Raw genomic sequence first — 18138 nt, 5'->3', positions numbered from 1 at the left:
TGGGCCGACCGGCCCGTGCGTGGTCCAGGTGGCTGTGTCCGTCACCCCATACGGACCCTGCGCGGACCCGGCACAACTGGCGAGCCTGTCCGGCGGGAAGGGGCAAGCGCGTGAACCTCACTACGCGGATCGCCGTCATCGGCGTCGGGAACGAGTTCCGCCACGACGACGGGGTGGGCTGGGCCGTCGTGGCCCAGCTGGCAGAACGAGCCGAGGAACGGCCACTGCCGAGTGGAACCGCCCTTCTTGTGTGCGACGGCGACCCCGCCCGTCTGATCACCCTGTGGGAAGACGCCGACCTCGCCATCGTGGTGGACGCCGCACACGCACACCCCGCCCATCCCGGTCGGCTGCATCGCCTGAGACTGGATGGTGGGCGGCTGTCGCCGACAGGCAGTGCGACGAGTTCCCACGGGCTCGGGCTCGGCGACGCCGTCGAACTCGCCCGCGTACTGGACCGCCTGCCCGGACAACTGGTCGTCTACGCCATCGAGGGAGCCAACAGCAGCCTGGGCACCGGCCTGTCAGCACCCGTCGCAGCCATCGTGGAGCCGCTCACCGAGCGGATCGCGGAAGAGATCGCGCTGCACGTGGGTTCTGCCGGCAGCCGATAGGCGCGAACTGGCCGCGTGCGACGTGTACGTTCCCTTTCGCGCCGCCATGTCCTACGCCGGAGCACGTCCGCGCGCCGGTTCACCCGGCGCAGCGCCTGCCACGCTCCCACACCGTTCCTGGGCGGTGGTCAGGAGTGAGTCCTGTCTCACCGGTACGCCCCGAACGGTCTTGGGCGCACTGGCCCTCCGCTTTCGACGTATGCGGTCCGTCCCGGGCGGGCGGAATTTCCTACGACCCGGCCATATGGGTGTGGCCAGAGGCAAGGGGGAGGCCCCGAACCATCTCTCCCGTGACACGGGGCCCCACTGCTGACACCACACCCGGCGTCCCGGACCGCACCGAGAACACTACGCACACCCCGCCAGGCATACCCGCAGCTCGTCACACCGTTCACCCCATCGTGTCCATGTTCGCCACAACGATGCGTCTGCCCAGCAGTTGTGAACCCCTCAGCGGGCGGACGCATCACACCCACCGGTCCTGCGGCCACGATGACACCCGCCGTCCGTTCTCTGCCCGAGTCCCACGCGGACCTGTCCGCGCAGCGAAGCCCGTTCGGCGCTGACACTTGACTTCGCGCATGGTCTCGTCCGTAACGTCATCCCATGTCGGACGAGAAAAGCTCGGTACAGCTGCCGCGCTCGCTGTATGCGCGGGAGCTGTATCGGCTCCAGACCGAGCTCGTGAAGCTCCAGGAGTGGGTTCGGGCCGAAGGCGCACGGCTCGTCGTGGTGTTCGAGGGGCGTGACGCGGCGGGCAAGGGCAGCACGATCAAGCGCGTCACCGAGCTCCTCAATCCCCGGGTAGCACGCATCGTCGCGCTGCCGCGGCCCACTGAACGCGAGCGCAGCCAGTGGTACTTCCAGCGCTACGTCGAGCATCTTCCAGCCGCAGGGGAAGTGGTCCTGCTCGACCGGAGCTGGTACAACCGCGCGGGCGTCGAGCGCGTCATGGGTTTTTGCACCATGGAGGAACACCAGCGGTTCCTTCGCCAGTGCCCGATCTTCGAGCGGATACTGGTCGAGGACGGCATCCTCTTGCGCAAGTACTGGTTCTCGGTGAGTGACGCCGTGCAGGAGCAGCGTTTCCGGCGGCGGCTGCAGGATCCCACCCGCCGGTGGAAACTCTCGCCGCTGGACCTGGAATCGATCACCCGCTGGGAGGCCTATTCGCGGGCGAAGGACGAGATGTTCGTCCATACCGACATCGTGGAGGCTCCGTGGTACGTCGTCGAGAGTGACGACAAACGCCGGGCCCGGCTGAACATGATCGCCCATCTGCTGTCGACCGTGCCGTACGAGGCAGTCGTTCCGCCGATGATCGAACTGCCTCGGCGGCCTCCGGCCACCGGGTACCAACGGCCACCGAGAAACCTTCAGACGTACGTCCCCGACCACGCGTCACAACTCAGGAAGTGAGGCGAGGGGTCTCACACGACAAGGCCGCCAGAGGTACGACGGCCACCGGACAATCGGCGTGGTGGAGCAGGGTATGGGTGTATGGGCACCTCGGCCCAGTTGGAGTCCGAGGTGGCCGCGGCGGCGATGCACTCCGACAACGGTCAGGTCCACAGCGGTCGAGCGCTGGACCAGCACTTTTGTGGCCGTCCCCTCGACCGCAGCCGAGTGCAGCCGGACCGTCGGGTGATTGCGTACGGACTCAGCCACCGCTTCGTCGATCAGGGTCGCCGCACGTTCCTTACAGAAGAGATGCGGCTCACCGGCAGTCCGCCGATGATCGGCGCGATCGTGCGGGGGACAGCGCCAGGCATGTACGGCATCCAGGTCGCAGCCCCTTGCCCCGGCCCCACAGAAGGCGAACCGCACCGCTGCCCCTCCCCTCTCCGCTTCCTCGACACCCACGAGGATTCGCCCGTACGCGCCTGCGATTCCGGCCCTGTCACCGCGCACGACGATGACGGGACAAGGGCCCGCGCGGCCACAGCCAGGCTGACCGAGCCGAGCAGAAGTCCGGTGAGCCCGCCACGGCCTCGCGCCGGGGAAGCGCCTGTGCGATACCCCACTGGGGGCCGCTGCTCATGGCCCCGTACGGGGTGAGGTGCCACGGCGGCTGCGGTGCCGGGACCGAACACTCACCACTGGGACGTACCCGAGAGCCGTCTCTTCGGGCAGGACCGGGGCGTCGCCACCGGTGGTCACTTCGTGGCGCAAATGACCTCGACGAAGTGGCCCACCTGCTCCTCCGGCAGGTGACGTGCGAGGTCCGCCTCGCTGATCATGCCGACCAGGCGGTGTTTCTCGATGACCGGCAGCCGCCGGATCTTGTGCTCCTCCATGGTCCGCAGAACGTCATCCGTGTCGGCCCCGGCGTCAATGCTGATCGGCTTTCCCTGCTCGAGCATGCCCGCGGTCATGCTCTTCGGGTCCTTGCCCTTGGCGAGACACTTCACCACGATGTCGCGGTCAGTGATGATCCCGTGGAGCCTGTCGTCCGGCCCGCAGACCGGGAGGGCTCCGACGCCCAGCTCACTCATCCGGCGCGCCGCGTCCTCCAGCGTCTCGTTCTCCTGGATGCAGTTTGCACCGGCGTGCATGATCTCCCGTGCAATGGTCATGGCCGTCTCCTTCGAGCCTCAGGATCTACGCGGGCAGAGCCCATAGTTCGGGCACGCCCAGCATCGGTCCTCCTTGAAGCCAGTGTGGATTCTTCGTATCCCGTACGCATGCCGGCGAAGAGGATCCACCACTTGGGCCCTCGCTGCGAGAAGGTCTTTGGCCAGGTCACGGCTGCCGCTGTACGGCCCGGCCGGATGCGGCTGACCGGACCCGCCGCCGGCCCTGGGGTGACCGGCGAGGGACCGAACAGCCACCGTGTGGACACCAGAGGGCCCGAACGGCCCGAGGAGCGAGACCAATGGCATGATGCCCGCTTCGACCCCGGTCAGCAGCGGTCGGCCCTGCCCGGAGTCCTGACGACGACATCACCGCAGCCCGCGTCCGCAGCAGCGCGGGTGGCGTCGAGCCCAGCGCCAGGGCATGCCGCGCAAGGCGCACGCACCGCCAGCCATCGACGGGGAACTGAACACCTGAGACCGCAGGCGGGCGAATGAGAAAGCGCGGGACCTCGCCTGCGTGCTCGGGCCCGGACGGACCTGACGCCGACGTCAGGTGGCACCAGGACAGCCTTACCAGGTGTCACCTCGGAAGCGCGCCTCAGCTCAGTGGTGGGCGCTCAGGGAACCGCCACTCCACGGTAGCCCCGCCGAGGCGGGAGCCCAGGCAACACCGTGGACGGGGCCCGCGGCCGCGTGTCGGCGGGTTCCTTCTGCACCGGACGACCGGCGAGGGCCGCGACGATGTCGGCTGCGGTCAGCACCCCGGCGAGACGCCCGTTTTCCTCCAGCACCGGCAGGGCGTCGGCTTCGGTACAGCTCATGAGGTCGGCTGCGTGGCGTACGGTCTGCTCGACATGTACGAGCGCCGACCTGCGGGCGGGCAGGATGTCGCCCACGCGCAGGCCGGACAGCGAGGCGGCCGGTGCCGCACAGACGACCGCCACGTCGGCCCTGTCCAGCAGGCCGGCACAGCGACCATCCGGATGCACGACCGGAAGGTGACGGGAGCCGGAACGCTCCAGCAACTCCCAGGCCACGAGCACGGTTTCGTCGACATCGATCGTGACCACAGCGGTGCGCATCACGACAGCGACCGTCCGCGCCAAGACCTCCTGCTCACCGTGGACCGCCCCCGGCTGCTGCTCCTCCATGGTCGCCTCCTTCTGTTTTGCGAGCGTCGCCGCGGCGTCACGGGGAGGGCGTCGGCTTCCCATTCGCCGCGGTGTGGTGGTCGTCCGACCGCCGTTGCTGCTGTTGGAGTACGTCGAGGACCACGGATCCGTCGACGGTCTCGCGGGTGGTGAGCAGTCCGGCAAGGGTGTCCAGCGCCTCCCGGTGGTCGCGCAGCAGAACCACCGCGCGTTCCTCGGCCTCCCGCAGCAGGCGGGCGGTCTCCTCGTCGACGATGCGTTGGGTCTGCTCGGAATAGGGCCGGTGCAGTGTCTCTTCGGTGCTCTCGCCGCCAAGGTAGCGGGAAGCTCCGGAGCCGTATCCGATGGGGCCGAGGGCCGGGGACAGGCCGAACTCGCGGACCATGCGGGCGGCGAGCTGGGTGGCGCCGGCCAGGTCGTCGGCGGCACCGGTCGAGCCCTCGCCGAAGACGACCAGCTCGGCCGCTCGGCCGCCGAGCCGGACGGTCAGCAGGTCGGTCAGATAGCCCTCGCTGTACAGGTGCCGTTCGGCCTCCGGGAGCTGCTCAGTGGCACCCAGCGAAGGCCCGGCGGGCAGAATGGTGACCTTGGCGACCGGGTCGGCGTGCTCGCACAGGGCCGCCATGAGCGCGTGTCCGGATTCGTGGACGGCCACGGAGTGCCGTTCCTCGGGCAGCAGGGCGTTGGTGGACTCCCGCCGCCCCAGCAGCAGCCGGTCGCGGGCGTCGCCGAGACCCTGGGCATCGATGACTGCACCCCCTGCCCGGACCGCGTTGATGGCAGCCTCATTGACCAGATTGGCGAGGTCAGCGCCGGAGAAGCCGGGCGTGGCCCGGGCGACGGTGTCCCATTCGACATCCGGCGCCAGGGTCTTGCCGCGGGCGTGGACGGCCAGGATGGCCGCCCGTTCGGCCTGGTTGGGCAGTGGCACGGTCACGTGCCGGTCGAAGCGGCCCGGGCGCAGCAGCGCCGGGTCGAGGGCCTCGGGCCGGTTGGTCGCGGCCAGGACGACGATGCCACTGGCCTGGTCGAAGCCGTCCATCTCGGCGAGGAGCTGGTTGAGGGTCTGCTCGCGTTCGTCGTTGCCGCCCAGCCGGGCAGCCCCGCCGCGACGGCTGCCGACGGCGTCGATCTCGTCGATGAAGATGATCGAGGGGGCCCGTTTGCGCGCCTCGGCGAACAGGTCGCGCACCCGGGAGGCCCCGACACCGACGAACATCTCCACGAACGCCGAGCCGGTCACCGACAGGAACGGGACCTCCGCCTCACCGGCCACCGCGCGGGCGATGAGGGTCTTACCGGTGCCCGGCGGGCCCACCATGATCACACCACGTGGTCCCTTGGCTCCCGCTACCGCGTAGCGCTCGGGGCTGCGCAGGAAGTCGACGATCTCGCTGATCTCCTGCTTGACGCCCCCGTAGCCCGCGACGTCCTCGAAGCGGGTGGTCGGCCGCTCGGTCTCGATGATCTTGGCGCGGGCCCGCCCGATGGCACTGAGCCCCCCGCCCAGCGTCCTTGCCGCCTGGCGGCCGGTCCACGCGAACAGAGCGACGATGAACAGAAGCGGCAGGAACAGCACCAGCAGTGTCCCGAGGGGGCTGCCGCTGCTGCTCCGGGACGCGGTGATCTCCACGTTCTTGGACTGCAACTGCTGCTCCAGGCGACTGTTGTCCAAAGCGGTGGGTATCCGCGTGGTGAATTTCTTACCGTCCTTGAGGGTTCCCTTGATGGCGCCCTTGTCGTCGATATCGACCGTCTTGACCTGACCGACGCTCACCTTGCCGACGAACTCGCTGTACGACAGCGACGCGCCCCCCTGGGGGGAGGGAGTTCGCATCAGCACCACGAGCAGCAAGACCAACGCAGCGACGGGCAGCAGCCAGCGAGACCAGGTAGGCCCCGGCGAAGGCGCCGGCGGCTTGGGCGCCTCGCGCGGGGGCCCCGGTTTGACCGAGCGTGACAGATGCCGGCCTGACAGACGAACTGATGTGATCACCGGACGGCTCCCTTGACGGAAGGACGAACCTCGACGAGACCGTTCCCGCAATTCGAAGAGACATCGCAGGTGGGCGTCCCACTTCCAGGATCAACGCCTTCTCCGGCAGGAGCGAACGCACCGTGTCGGGGCCTGGTCACCGCGCGGTCCCGACCGGAGGAACCGGCCGACCGGGACCAGGAGTCCTCCCACACCCCGGCAGGCCCCCGAGGTCCAGGTGGAGACCCTCGGGCAGCTGCCACCGGACGCGGCCGGGTACGCGCGGGACAAGGTACAGGCCGTCCTCGGCCAGACGCGGGAACCGGTTCTGTTCGCCCGGTAAGACTGACCCGCACAGCGAACCCGGCGGTGGAGCGGTCGGCGATCACCCAGGCCGATGTGGACGCCAACGGCCGACCTGCCCCCGCGCACGTTGCAGGGCAGACCGTCACCCAGGCTGTCGACCTGCTCCAGAACCGGCTGGCAGAGCGGCTGGCCCAGCACCGGGAGGCCCGCCGCGGCCGGATGCCCGTCCCCGGCCAGGCACGGCAGTGAACCCACCCACCGCCCCGACAACTATGGCAATCGTCAGTCTGCACGGCCTGGGCGGAAAACTTGCTGATCGTCTCGATCGTCCTGACGGCGATCGCGGCCGCCCTACTGGCACTGCTCGTGCTTCCCCACCAGAGCGCAGAATTGGCCACGCTCGCGCCGCCGCGACCACTCCTGCCGCCGACTCCAAGCCGGTCCGGAGCGCGACCCGCACGGCAGGCGAGAAGCCGTTGCGCGCTCGACAGGCCCCGCCACTCATAGGTGCGGCGATCCCTCCATGGACGTAAGCGCGATCCCGGCGGCGCGTACGGCGTTGAGGCTATCCCTGTTGGGGAGAAAGGGAGTTGCGCCGTCGGATCAGGTAGCGGCGGAATTCGTCGGCGCCCCAGATGATGAAGGGGTAGGGAAGCAGGAACAGCAGATCACTCGCTGGGAGGGCGGCGGTTCCCAGCAGTTTCTGGAACGGCGGGGCGTAGACGAAGACGGCCGCGAGCAGGAGTTCGCCGACGATGGCGGCGAGGAGGTAGCGGTTGGACAGGACGCCTACGGAGCGGAGCGAGGAGTGGGTCGTGCGGACGGCGAAGGCGGTGCCGATCTGTCCTGCGATCATGCCGAGGAAGGTCATGGTCGTGGCCTGCTGGTAGGCGTGGTGCAGGGGCTGTCCTGGCCCGGTTGGGTCGCCGAGGGTCCAGCCGGCTCTGGTGAGCACGTAGAAGAAGCCTGTCATCTGGAGTAACGCGACGAGGGCGCCGAGGAAGAGCCATGCGCGGATCAGTATGGAGGCCTGGATGACGCCTTCGGATCGGGCCCGGGGCGGGCGGTCCATGAGCCCGGGCTCGGCGGGTTCGCGGCTGAGGGCGAGGGCGGGAAGGGTCTCGCTGCCGACGTCGAAGGCGAGGAGCTGCAGGATTGTCAGGGGAAGTGGGATGTGACCGCCGCCGAGCGCGAAGACGAGGAACGGCGTCACCTCGGGTGTCGCGTGGGCGAAGATGTAGATGATGAATTTGCGGACGTTGTCGTAGATCCGTCGGCCGTCGCATACCGCAGTGGCGATCGAGGCGAAGTTGTCGTCGGTGAGAACCATGGTGGAGGCTTCGCGGGCAACGTCGGTGCCGGAGCAGCCCATGGCGACGCCGATGTCGGCGCGGCGCAGCGCGGGGGCGTCGTTGACCCCGTCGCCGGTCATGGCGACGACGTGTCCCTCCTCGCGCAGTGCGTCGGCGATGCGGAGCTTGGCCTCCGGAGAGGCGCGGGCGAAGACGATGTCGTGCGTCCGGCTGACGAGGGTGCGTAGTTCGCTCTCGCCGAGCTCCTCCAGCTGCTGGCTGCTGACCACGGTGGGGTTGCTGCCGGTGATGCCGACGCGTTGGGCGATCGCGGTGGCGGTAAGCGGGTGGTCGCCGGTGATCATGATGATGCGGATGCCGGCGGTGTGGCAGTTGCGTACGGCTTCGGCGACTTCCGGGCGCGGCGGGTCGAGCATGGCGATCAGACCGGCGAAGCACAGTTCGATCTCGGCGTCGCCTCGTCGGTGCGGCGGTCTGCTGTCGGGGGGCAGTTCCCGTTCGGCCAGGGCAAGTACGCGCAGGCCGTCGGCCGCGAACGAGTCGATCTGGGCGGTGATGCGCTGATGGTCGGGATCGGTGAGCGGCAGCTGCTGCCCATGGGGGCCGAGGAAGGTGGTGCAGCGCGGCAGGAGTGCTTCGGGTGCTCCTTTGGTGCGGATGACGAGCCGACCGTGGTACCGGTCGATGGTCGACATCAGCTTGAGTTCGGGGTCGAAGTGGAACTGCCAGCAGCGGTCGGCCTCCCGCTCGGTGGCTGCGAGCCCGGCACCCAGCTTGCGGGCGGCAAGCAGGACGGCGATCTCGGTGGGATCGCCGCTGGGTTCCTCGCCGGGTTCGAGGCGGGCGTTGTTGCAGGTGGCGGCGATCCGCCCGACCGCGGCCTGAACCGGGTCGGCCGGGGTGCCGTGCTGGAGCGCCGACACGTCGTCCAGTTCGAGGAGTCCTGAGGCGGTCCACACATGGGTGGGGCGCATGCGGTTCTCGGTGATGGTGCCCGTCTTGTCGGTGCAGATGACGTCCGTCGAGCCCAGGGTTTCCACGGCGCTGAGCCGTTTGACGAGGGCGCCGCGGGCGGCGAGCGCCCGGACGGCCACGGCGAGGGCGAGGGTGATGACGGGCAGGAGCCCCTCGGGGACCATGCCGGCCAGCAGGCCGGCGGCGAATACCACGGAGTTGACCAGCGACAGTCCGATGCCGAGTGTGGCCAGGGGGATGAAGGCGAGTGCCAGGGCCAGGGAGACGATCGCAATCAGCCAGGCGACCCGCCGCACCTGGCGCTCGAGTGGACTGGGCTCCTGCTTGACTCGCTCGGAGAGCGCGGCGATGCGGCCGAGCTCGGTGCTCATACCGGTGGCGAAGACCACGCCGTGGGCCTCGCCACCGGTGCAGCTGGTGCCGCTGAAGACGAGGTCGTGCGCTGTGAGCACGGGGACGTCCACGTCCAGGATCGAGGCCGAGCGCAGCGTGGTCACCGACTCCCCGGTCAACGCCGACATGTCGACCTCGATGGCCCCTTTCAGGAGGCGGATGTCGGCGGCGATCCGGTCGCCCGCCTCGATGACGATGATGTCGCCCGGGACCAGTTCGGTGGCTTCGATCTCCTGCGGGACACCGTCGCGGTGGACCTTCGCCCGTTGAGGGATGTAGGCGGCCAGTGCCTCGACCGCGTGTTCGGCGTGCACCTCCTGGATGAACGCGAACGCGGCGTTGAGGAAGATGATGAGGACGACCGCGGCAGCCACGACGTTCGAGCCCACGGCGGCGAGCAGGGCTGCGGCGAGCCACAGCAGCAGGGCCAGCGGGTGCGTGAACTGGCGCGCCAGTTCACGAGGCCAGCGTCGGCCGCCGCGTCGGCGCAGCTCGTTGCGGCCGTACTGCAGCAGTCGCCGCCCGGCCTCGACGGAGGTCAAACCGGCTCGCGAACTGTGCAGATCGCGCAGGAGCAGCTCCGCCGCCTCCTCGGGATCGAGCCCCGGCGGCCGCACCCACGCCTCGTGTCGACTCCTCACTCAGCAGAGGTTAGGTCCGGTTCGGAGTCCGCCGGCGGAACGACACCTCGGCTGGGGCCCGTGCCTGCCTGCCTGCCCGCCCCGGTGCGGGCAGGCAGGCCCATGCGCGTTCCGACTGCACGTTCCTCAGGTGAGTGGTCCGTCCCGGCGCCTCCGGCGGACAGCTGCGCGCACGACGGGACCGCCGGCGGCCCACAGGACCGTTCGCTTACGGCTCATCTCGTCGGGCGGTGTGGCGCCGTACGGTGGCCGACATGGACGGCGCGGACGAGAACGTCGAGCATGGCGAGGGCTTCGTTGCCGCACCCTTCAGGGCGCCGCGTCGGCTGTGGTGGCTCGGCTCCGTCGCCCTGTTGGTGATCGCGGCGGTCGTCGCGCTGTACCGGCGGCACGACCTGGCTGCGGCCTCGCATCTGATCGCCGCGGTCCGGCTGCCCCGGCTGATCCTGGTGGCCGGGTTCGAGGCAGCGTCTCTCGGCGCTCTGATCGCACTGCAGCAGTGGCTGCTGCGGACGGGCGGGGCTCGCTTGCGCCTCAGGGTCGTCGGGACCATCGTGCTGGCGGCCAACGCCGTCGCCGGGGCACTGCCGGGCGGGGCGGCGTTCGCGGCCGCATGGATGTTCACGCAGATGCGGCGCAGGGGGGTCGGGCAGGTACTCGCGGGAGCGGTGCTTGCCGTCTCGGGTGTGCTGTCGGTGGCCGCACTCTTTGCGCTGCTGGTGGCCGGTGCGCTGGCGAGCGGCTCCGCGGGGCTCGGCGCGCTGCGGCCCGTCGTGCTCGGGCTCGTGGCGGTCCTCAGCGTGATGGTGGGCGCTGTGGCCGGTCTCTCCCGTTTCGGGCTGGTACGCCGTCGGCTCTGGCGGCTCTGGCGGCGACTCGGGGTACGTTCCAAGCAGCTGCGGAACATCGAGGACGGCCTACTCGCCCTCGTCCGGCACGTCCATGCCGTTCGACCGGGGCTGCGCCCATGGTGGCGGCCCTTCACGTTCGCGCTGCTCAACTGGGGGTGCGACGCGGCCTGCCTCCTCGCCTGCGCGTGGGGGCTGGGCATCGGCGTTCCCTGGCGCGGGATCCTCGTGGCGTACACGCTCACCCAGATGACGGGCAGCCTGCGGCTGACGCCGGGCGGTCTCGGTGTGGTGGAGGCCAGCCTGACAGCGCTGCTCGTGCTGTACGGGCTGCGCACCGACCAGGCAATCGCGCTCATGCTGCTCTACCGGATCGTGAGCTACTGGGCGCTGCAACCCATCGGCTGGATGTGCTGGCTCGGTCTGACCTTCAGCTCGCGACGCGCGGACCGCCGCGCCGGACCTGACCGGCACACCGGATGAGAGCGCCGCTGGGTCCTCTCCCCGGGGCTCCACGAGAACCTCGTCCGCCCTGGTTACCCAGGCACCCGACCGGCCCTCCCGTTGCCTGGCGCCGGTGGTTCACCGGGGCACGGACCCGGTGAACCACCGGCGAAGCGGTGCTGATCACACGGTCTCGGTCACTCCTTTCGGGCACGGAGCAGGTATTGCACAGCATGGAGGAGCACCGGCCCCGGCGGCTGCCGGTCATCGACGAGCACCGGCCGGTCGGCAAGATCGCTGGCCATCCGATTGCCGACCAAGCCTCATAGTGCGCGGCGCCAGTCGGTGCGTTCGCCGTCCGGACGCTCTGGGACCGTGACCTCCGTTGGGCACAACCGTGCACGTCACACGCCTGAAACCCGGGACGGGGACCCGCCGAGGTCGGTCAGTCGTCGAACCCGGTGTCCGCGTACGGATCGGACTCGCCTCTCCAAGGGTCGATGCCCTCGTCCCTCAGGCGTTTCTCCTCGCGCCAGTGGAGGAACCGTCCGGTGCCCGAGCAGAGCAGCAGTGCACGTCGGCCGAGTGGTTGTCGCATGCGATGCCCCGTTCCCGTTCGGGGTCCTCGTCCGCAGGGATTCGGACCCGTACAGATTTCGATGGTCAGGCATGAATAGCTTCATCATCTTCCATTCACCCGGGCGCGACTGCCAGCATCGGCGCACCGCCACCCCGTGAGGGAGAAATGCAATGAATCGTCCCCATTCTCTGCGCTGTCTGGCAGCCCTGGTCGTGGTAGCTCTCGCGGCCACCGCGTGCGGACGCTCCGGCCAGGGCGACGCCCCGTCCGGCAGTTCCTCGCAGGCCGCCGCCGGCCGGACCGCAGCCGAGCTGCTCCCCGCGCAGTACCGGCAGAAGGGAGTATTGCGGGTGGCCACCGCGGTGGGATACCCGCCGATGGAGATGTACGAGCCAGGGACCACCCGGCTCACAGGCGTCGACCCCGACCTGGCCGAGGCCATCGCCGAACGGCTGAAGCTGAAGCTCGAACTCACCAACGCCGCCTTCGACGGGCTGATCCCCGGTCTGGAGTCCGGACGCTTCGACCTGGTCATGTCGTCCATGACGGACAGTGCCCAACGGCGCCAGGCGGTCGACTTCGTCGACTACTTCCGTACCGGCGGCGTCATCATGACGAAGAAGGGCAACCCGCAGGGCATCAAGTCCCTCACGGACCTGTGCGGAAAGGCCGTCGTCCTCGCCAAGGGCAGCTCGAACCTCCACATCGGCGAGGAGCAGAACACCAAGTGCAAGCAGAAGATGCGGATCTCGCAGAGCGAGGACGCGCCGACCGGACTGCTGCAACTGGACAGCGGACGCGCGGTCGCGACCATCGTCGACTACCCCGTCGCCAGGATGTTCACAAAGAAGAGCAGCGCGTACGAGGTTCTGCCTAGTCAGTACGGCACCGCCCCCTGGGGCATCGCGGCCGCGAAGAGCCAGGGCGGACTGCGCGACGCCGTCCGAAAGGCCCTGCAGGAACTGATCGACAACGGCGGCTACCGGAAGATCCTCGACACCTGGGGAGTCGCCGACAGCGCCGTGCCCGAGGCCTCCGTCAACGACGGTCAGTGAGTGCGGACATGACCCACCGGAAGATACCCGGCGCCACCCTCGGCGCGGCAACGGCAGCCACCACCTCCGCTACGCCACCGGAGGACGACCTCTCCCCCCAGGTGACCCGGCGCCCCCGCCCCGGGCGTTGGCTGGCGGTCCTCGCCGCCGCACTGTTCGCGGTGTGGCTCGCCTGCACCGTCATCGTCAATCCCAACCTGCACTGGGACATCGTCGCCAAATACCAGTTCGACGGCGTGATCCTCAAGGGTCTCGGGGTGACCATTCAGCTCACGCTCGTCTCGATGGCTCTCGGCATCGTCATCGGGGTACTCGTCGCGGTGATGCAGCTCTCCGACAGTCCGGTTCTGCGTCTCACCGCCGGCGCCTACACCTGGTTCTTCCGGGGCACCCCGCTGCTGGTCCAGCTCATCTTCTGGTTCAACCTGGCCCTGTTGTTCCCGGTGATCAGCATCGGTGTCCCGTTCGACGGCCCGAAACTCATCAGCTGGCAGTGCAACCAGGTCATCACCGGCTTCGTGGCGGCCCTGCTCGGCCTCTCCATCAACGAGGGCGCCTACATGGCGGAGATCGTGCGGGCAGGCACTCAGAGCGTGGACCCCGGCCAGCGCGAGGCGGGGGCGTCCATCGGCATGTCGAACCGTCAGATCCTGTCCCGGATCATCCTTCCGCAGGCGATGAGGGTCATCATCCCGCCGTTCGGCAACCAGTTCATCTCCATGCTCAAGACGACCTCGCTGGTCTCTGTCATCGCTGGCGCCGATCTGATGACCGTCTCCCAGCACCTCTACCTCGCCAATTTCGAGGTGGTGGCGCTGCTGCTGGTGGCTTCCCTCTGGTACCTGGTGCTCACCACGATCGCCAGCATCGGCCAGCATGCCGTCGAACGCCGCTACAGCCCGGGCGCCGCCCCGCCGCTGGGGCGCAGGGTCCTGGCGAATCTCGTGCCCGGGCGTGACAGGAAGGGGGCGGCGGCATGAACGAGGTGATCCTCAGGGCCCGCGGGGTCCGTAAGCGATTCGGTGACACCGAGGTGCTGAAAGGCATCGATCTCGATGTCCGCAGTGGTGAGGTGCTGTGTGTCATAGGCCCCTCCGGGTCCGGGAAGTCGACGCTGCTGCGCTGCTTCAACCACCTTGAGCAGACCGACGCGGGGCGGGTGTGGATGGACGGTGAGCTGATCGGCTACGAGCAGCACGGCCCGTCCGGGCGCGTCCTGCGGGAGCGGCGCCCCCGGGACATCCGACGCCAGCGTGAGCGCATCGGCATGGTGTTCCAGCGGTTCCATCTGTTCCCGCACCGCACGGCGGTGCAGAACGTGATGGAGGGACCCGTCGCCGTCAAGGGCCTCTCCTGTGCGCAGGCCGAGAAGCAGGCCCGGGAGCTGCTGAACCATGTCGGTCTTGCCGACCGGGCGGACCACTACCCGGGGCAGCTGTCAGGTGGACAGCAGCAGCGCGTGGCGATCGCCCGCGCATTGGCCATGGAGCCGACCCTCATGCTCTTCGACGAACCCACCTCCGCTCTCGATCCCGAGCTCGTCGGCGAGGTCCTGGGCGTCATGCGCGACCTGGCCCGCAGCGGTATGACGATGGTCGTGGTCACCCACGAGATGGGTTTCGCCCGCGAGGTCGCCGACCGTGTCCTGTTCATGGATCAGGGGGCCGTCGTCGAAGCCGGGAGCCCCGAGCTTGTGTTCACCGATCCGCGGCACGAACGCACGCGGGCCTTCCTGTCGACCGTGCTGTGATGGGCCGCCCTGTCGATCTGCTGCTGCGCGGCGGCACACTGGTCGACGGAACCGGCGCGCCCGCCAGGGAGGCGGACATCGCGATGGTGGACGGACGGGTCGCCGTGCTTCCCCCGGGCACCGCGGCCGCGGCGGCCGAGACGCTGAATGTGGCCGGCCAGGTCATCGCGCCCGGCTTCATCGATGTGCACACGCACTCCGACGCCCTCGCGGCATCCCACGGCGCCGACGGCACCGACTGCACCGCGGAGCCGGTCGACGGCCTTCGCCTCGCACCGCTGCTCCAGGGCGTCACCACGGAGATCTGCGGCAACTGCGGGACGAGCCTGTTCCCTTCGCTACCGGAACGGCTGCCTTCACTCGCCGAGCATCTCAGGGTGACGTTCGGGCTCGGACCTGTCCGGCCCGCAGTGGACTTCGACGCATTCGCCGCCGGACAGAATCCTGCCCTGCGCCGCACCCACATCGCCTCGCTCGTCGGCCACGGCACGCTGCGCGCCGGGGTGATGGGCTTCGAGGCACGCCCGCCCCGGCCCGACGAGCTGGACACCATGTGCGCGCTGCTCGACCGGGCGCTCGGCCAAGGTGCGGCCGGCCTGTCCACCGGGCTGATCTACCCGCCCGGCACCTACGCCGACACCGAGGAGATCGTCGCGCTGGCCAGAGTCGCCGCACGTCACGACAAGCCCTACGTCACCCATCTCCGCGACGAGATGTCACAGGTGGAGACCGCCCTGGAGGAAGCCCTGGAGATCGCGGTGCGCTCCGGTGCCCCGCTGCAGATCTCCCACCACAAGACCGCGGGCCGGCACGCCTGGGGTGCCACGCTGCGCACCCTGCCCCGGCTGGAACAGGCCCGAGCCGAAGGGGTGGACGTGCTGTGCGACGTCTACCCGTACACCGCGGGCAGCACCGTCCTGCACGCCATGCTGCCACCATGGACGAGCGAGGGCGGCGTCGGCGCCCTGCTGGAACGGCTGCGCCGGGCCGATACGCGCGACCGGATCCGGACGGACATCGCTCAGGGCGTCAAGGGGTGGGAGAACACCGTGGGCAACGGTGGCTGGGACCTCATCACCGTGGCCGCCGCACAGGCGCACCCGGAGGCCGAGGGCCGCAGCATCGACGACCTCGCCGCCGGGCGCGGTGTCCACCCGGTCGACTACGCGTGCGACCTGCTGCTGGCCGAGCAGGGCGAGGTGACCATCATCAGCCACTCCATGCGCGAGGACGACGTGCGGCGGGTGCTCGCCAGCCCGTTGTCGATGATCGGCTCGGACGGCGTCCCCAAACCCGGTCGCCCGCACCCTCGTTGGGCGGGAAGTTTCGCTCGCGTACTCGGCCACTACGGCCGCGACCAGCAGTTGATGCCGCTGGAGGACGCGGTGCACAAGATGACCGGTCTGCCGGCCCGGCGGTTCGGGCTCACCGGCCGCGGTGTGGTCCGCGACGGCGCCCTCGCTGATCTGGTCGTCCTCGACCCGGCGTCGGTACGTGACACCGCCACCTTCGACCGACCGCTCCTTGCGCCCGAGGGCATCGATACCGTCGTGGTGGCGGGGCGGGTCGCGGTGAGGGGCGGCTGCCCGACCACGACGCGGGCGGGGGAAGTGGTGAGGATCCGATGAGTCTGGCCCACGTGACCGCGGCGGCACGGCGTTCAGCCGCGCTGCCGCTCACCCTGGCCGTCGCCGCCGTCGACATCGACGACGGCGAGACAGCGGGTGTCGACGAGCGCACCGTGCTGCCGGTCGCGTCCGCCTCGAAGCTGCTGCTGCTGGCCGAGGTCTCACGCCGGCTGGACACCGGGGAGCTGCTCGCCGACCGGCCCGTCGAGGTCCTGGACGAGGACATGGCGGACGGCACCGGGCTGCTGCGCCAGATGAGCAGGCGCGGCTGGACCGTCGAGGATCTGGCCTGGCTGACCGCTTCGGTCAGCGACAACACCGCCACCAACGCGCTGCTCCGCCTGGTGGGGCGCGAGTCCACGGCCCGGCTGGCGGAGGAACTGGGACTCGACCGCCTCACACTGCACGACAAGGTTCGTGACATCCGGGGCCCTGATGTGCCGCCCGTCTTCGCCACCGGCACGGCACGGGACCTGGCACGGCTGGTGACACATGCGGTGCGCGGCACGATGGGCTCCCGGGCAGCCTCCGCACGGCTCCTGCAATGGATGCGCGCCAACACCGACCACGGCCTGGTTCCCGCCCTGGTGGATCACGACCCGTACGCCCCCGGCTTCCCGAATCCCCTGCCGGACGGGCTTCTGGTGGCCAACAAGACCGGCACCGACACCGGGGTCCGCGCCGACGCCGGTGTCATGGTCGGTGCGCGCCGGCTGGCGTACGCGGTGGTGGCGCACTGGGACCCGGTGCTGGGCCCCAGCACGGAGCGGGCCGCGGTGCATGCCATCCGGGACGTCGGCCACACCCTCGCGGTGTGTGCCCGACGCCGCGCCGCCGAATGAGAGCGGTACGTCCCGCCCGTCAGGACCACTGCATATCCAGCAGCGACCGGATCTCCCCGGCCGCCGACCGCAGCTCCGCGAGGAAGATCCGCAGCAGCGGGTTGCGGTTGGAGGGCCGGGTGGCGACCCCGATCCGCCGGTGCAGTCGGGGGTGGTCCAGTCGGCAGACGTGCACGCCCGTGGTGTCGCCCAGCCCGAGGGCCGGGACGAGTGCGATACCCATGCCCACGCGGGCCAGGTTGATCGTGACCTGGTAGTGATCGCTGCGGCAGCGGACTCGCGGCCGGAACCCCTCGGCCGCACAGGCGCGTTCGAGGACCGGTTCGCCGGTGTGGCCGCCGTGCGTACCGATCCAGCTCTCCCCCTCCAGAGCGGCGAGCCGGACCGCGGTGCGCCGCCCAAGGCGGTGCCGCAAAGGGAGGACCACCAGCTGCGGCTCGTCGAAGAACATCTCCACGTCCACGGCCGCCTGTCGGCACCAGGGGTCCAGCGGATGTTCGAAGACGACCGCCGCATCCAGTCGGCCCGCCTCCAGATCGGGCAACAGCTCGTGCGGCTGCCCCAGGATCAGCTCCAGCTCGACCTGGGGTCGTTCGGCCGCGAAGGCCGACAACGCCCGAGGCAACAGTTCCAGGCCGGAGGTAGCGAAGAAGCCCAGCCGAAGGACCCCGGCGTCGCCTTCGGAGTGCGCCCGCAGGTCGTCCTGTGCGACAGCCATCAGATCGGCGACGGCCTGTGCGTGCTCGGCCAGTCGCACACCGGCCGCCGTCAGCCGCAGGCTCTGCGGCTGACGTTCCGCCAAAGCCACCCCGAGTTCCTGCTCCAGCCGGGCAAGTTGATGGGAGACAGCGGACGGGCTCAGATGCAGCGTCTGGGCCGCTGCCACGATGGTGCCCGTGCGGGCTATTTCCAGCAGGACGAGCAGTCGAGCACTGTTCAGCATCGGGTCAGACTAGGGCGTGTTCCAGGTTCGGATCATGTGGGGCGGAGACTCCGGAGCCAGATGATCGATCCGCGTAGGTGGAGTCCGGCGAGGTAGCTGGTAGG

At 69.6% G+C, this 18138-nt stretch carries 16 protein-coding genes; 9 read left to right on the top strand and 7 right to left on the bottom strand.

Annotated features, from left to right (window positions below; all coding sequences use genetic code 11):
• Nucleotides 1–110: 110 nt before the first annotated feature.
• Both AB0I23_RS28795 and ppk2 read left to right on the top strand, forming a co-directional pair.
• Nucleotides 111–614, top strand: coding sequence for a hydrogenase maturation protease (locus tag AB0I23_RS28795; RefSeq protein ID WP_359113566.1), 504 nt, complete (start codon nt 111–113; stop codon nt 612–614).
• A 606-nt stretch (nt 615–1220) separates the two neighbouring features.
• Nucleotides 1221–2033 (top strand): polyphosphate kinase 2, encoded by an 813-nt coding sequence (ppk2, locus tag AB0I23_RS28790; RefSeq protein WP_359113564.1) that lies wholly within the window; start codon nt 1221–1223, stop codon nt 2031–2033.
• Here ppk2 and AB0I23_RS28785 read toward each other — a convergent pair.
• The 4 genes from AB0I23_RS28785 to ftsH form a co-directional block, all read right to left on the bottom strand.
• Nucleotides 2016–2441: a universal stress protein gene (locus tag AB0I23_RS28785; RefSeq protein ID WP_359113644.1), complete on the bottom strand. Its 426-nt coding sequence runs from the start codon at nt 2439–2441 to the stop codon at nt 2016–2018. The two genes, ppk2 and AB0I23_RS28785, sit on opposite strands and share 18 nt — an antisense overlap.
• Before the next feature lie 329 nt (nt 2442–2770).
• A complete protein-coding gene (locus AB0I23_RS28780) occupies nt 2771–3190 on the bottom strand; it encodes a CBS domain-containing protein (RefSeq protein WP_359113562.1) in 420 nt (139 codons plus the stop codon).
• 617 nt (nt 3191–3807) lie between these two features.
• Nucleotides 3808–4341, bottom strand: a complete 534-nt coding sequence (locus AB0I23_RS28775; RefSeq protein WP_359113560.1) for a CBS domain-containing protein — start codon at nt 4339–4341, stop codon at nt 3808–3810.
• 37 nt (nt 4342–4378) lie between these two features.
• The gene (gene ftsH, locus AB0I23_RS28770; protein WP_359113558.1) at nt 4379–6337 is read right to left on the bottom strand and encodes an ATP-dependent zinc metalloprotease FtsH; all 1959 of its coding nucleotides are present in this window, start codon (nt 6335–6337) and stop codon (nt 4379–4381) included.
• 348 nt (nt 6338–6685) lie between these two features.
• Here ftsH and AB0I23_RS28765 point away from each other — a divergent pair, with 348 nt between their 5' ends.
• On the top strand, nt 6686–6871 hold the full coding sequence (locus tag AB0I23_RS28765; RefSeq protein ID WP_359113556.1) for a hypothetical protein: 186 nt from the start codon (nt 6686–6688) through the stop codon (nt 6869–6871).
• Nucleotides 6872–7187: 316 nt separating this feature from the next.
• On the opposite strand, the gene AB0I23_RS28760 is transcribed toward AB0I23_RS28765, so the two are convergent.
• Entirely contained in the window at nt 7188–9944 is a 2757-nt protein-coding gene (locus AB0I23_RS28760; protein ID WP_359113554.1) for a cation-translocating P-type ATPase, read from the bottom strand.
• Nucleotides 9945–10198: 254 nt separating this feature from the next.
• On the opposite strand from AB0I23_RS28760, the gene AB0I23_RS28755 reads away from it, so the two are divergent.
• Nucleotides 10199–11275 carry a lysylphosphatidylglycerol synthase transmembrane domain-containing protein gene (locus AB0I23_RS28755; RefSeq protein WP_359113552.1) on the top strand — a complete coding sequence of 359 codons (1077 nt, stop codon included), beginning with the start codon at nt 10199–10201 and terminating at the stop codon, nt 11273–11275.
• Nucleotides 11276–11681: 406 nt separating this feature from the next.
• Here AB0I23_RS28755 and AB0I23_RS28750 read toward each other — a convergent pair whose 3' ends face one another.
• On the bottom strand, nt 11682–11834 hold the full coding sequence (locus tag AB0I23_RS28750; protein WP_359113550.1) for a hypothetical protein: 153 nt from the start codon (nt 11832–11834) through the stop codon (nt 11682–11684).
• Between the two features lie 152 nt (nt 11835–11986).
• On the opposite strand from AB0I23_RS28750, the gene AB0I23_RS28745 reads away from it, so the two are divergent.
• The 5 genes from AB0I23_RS28745 to AB0I23_RS28725 are packed head-to-tail and all read left to right on the top strand — an operon-like array spanning nt 11987 to nt 17091.
• Nucleotides 11987–12871, top strand: a complete 885-nt coding sequence (locus AB0I23_RS28745; RefSeq protein WP_359113548.1) for an ABC transporter substrate-binding protein — start codon at nt 11987–11989, stop codon at nt 12869–12871.
• Between the two features lie 8 nt (nt 12872–12879).
• On the top strand, nt 12880–13851 hold the full coding sequence (locus tag AB0I23_RS28740; RefSeq protein ID WP_359113546.1) for an amino acid ABC transporter permease: 972 nt from the start codon (nt 12880–12882) through the stop codon (nt 13849–13851).
• Complete coding sequence (locus AB0I23_RS28735) at nt 13848–14621, top strand: amino acid ABC transporter ATP-binding protein (RefSeq protein ID WP_359113544.1); 774 nt, start codon at nt 13848–13850, stop codon at nt 14619–14621. The genes AB0I23_RS28740 and AB0I23_RS28735 overlap by 4 nt, the downstream gene beginning before the upstream one ends.
• Nucleotides 14621–16249 carry an N-acyl-D-amino-acid deacylase family protein gene (locus tag AB0I23_RS28730; RefSeq protein ID WP_359113542.1) on the top strand — a complete coding sequence of 543 codons (1629 nt, stop codon included), beginning with the start codon at nt 14621–14623 and terminating at the stop codon, nt 16247–16249. The genes AB0I23_RS28735 and AB0I23_RS28730 overlap by 1 nt, the downstream gene beginning before the upstream one ends.
• Entirely contained in the window at nt 16246–17091 is an 846-nt protein-coding gene (locus tag AB0I23_RS28725) for a serine hydrolase (RefSeq protein ID WP_359113540.1), read from the top strand. Before AB0I23_RS28730 ends, AB0I23_RS28725 begins: the two co-directional genes overlap by 4 nt.
• 19 nt (nt 17092–17110) lie before the next feature.
• Here the strand turns inward: AB0I23_RS28725 and AB0I23_RS28720 are convergent, their stop codons facing one another.
• Nucleotides 17111–18034, bottom strand: coding sequence for a LysR family transcriptional regulator (locus AB0I23_RS28720; protein WP_359113538.1), 924 nt, complete (start codon nt 18032–18034; stop codon nt 17111–17113).
• Between the last annotated feature and the right edge of the window lie 104 nt (nt 18035–18138).

Source organism: Streptomyces atratus, assembly GCF_040655115.1.
In the GTDB taxonomy this organism is placed as follows: Bacteria; Actinomycetota; Actinomycetes; order Streptomycetales; family Streptomycetaceae; genus Streptomyces; species Streptomyces atratus_D.
The sequence above is the reverse complement of the archived record's forward strand: the minus strand, read 5'-3'. Positions and strand labels throughout refer to the sequence as shown.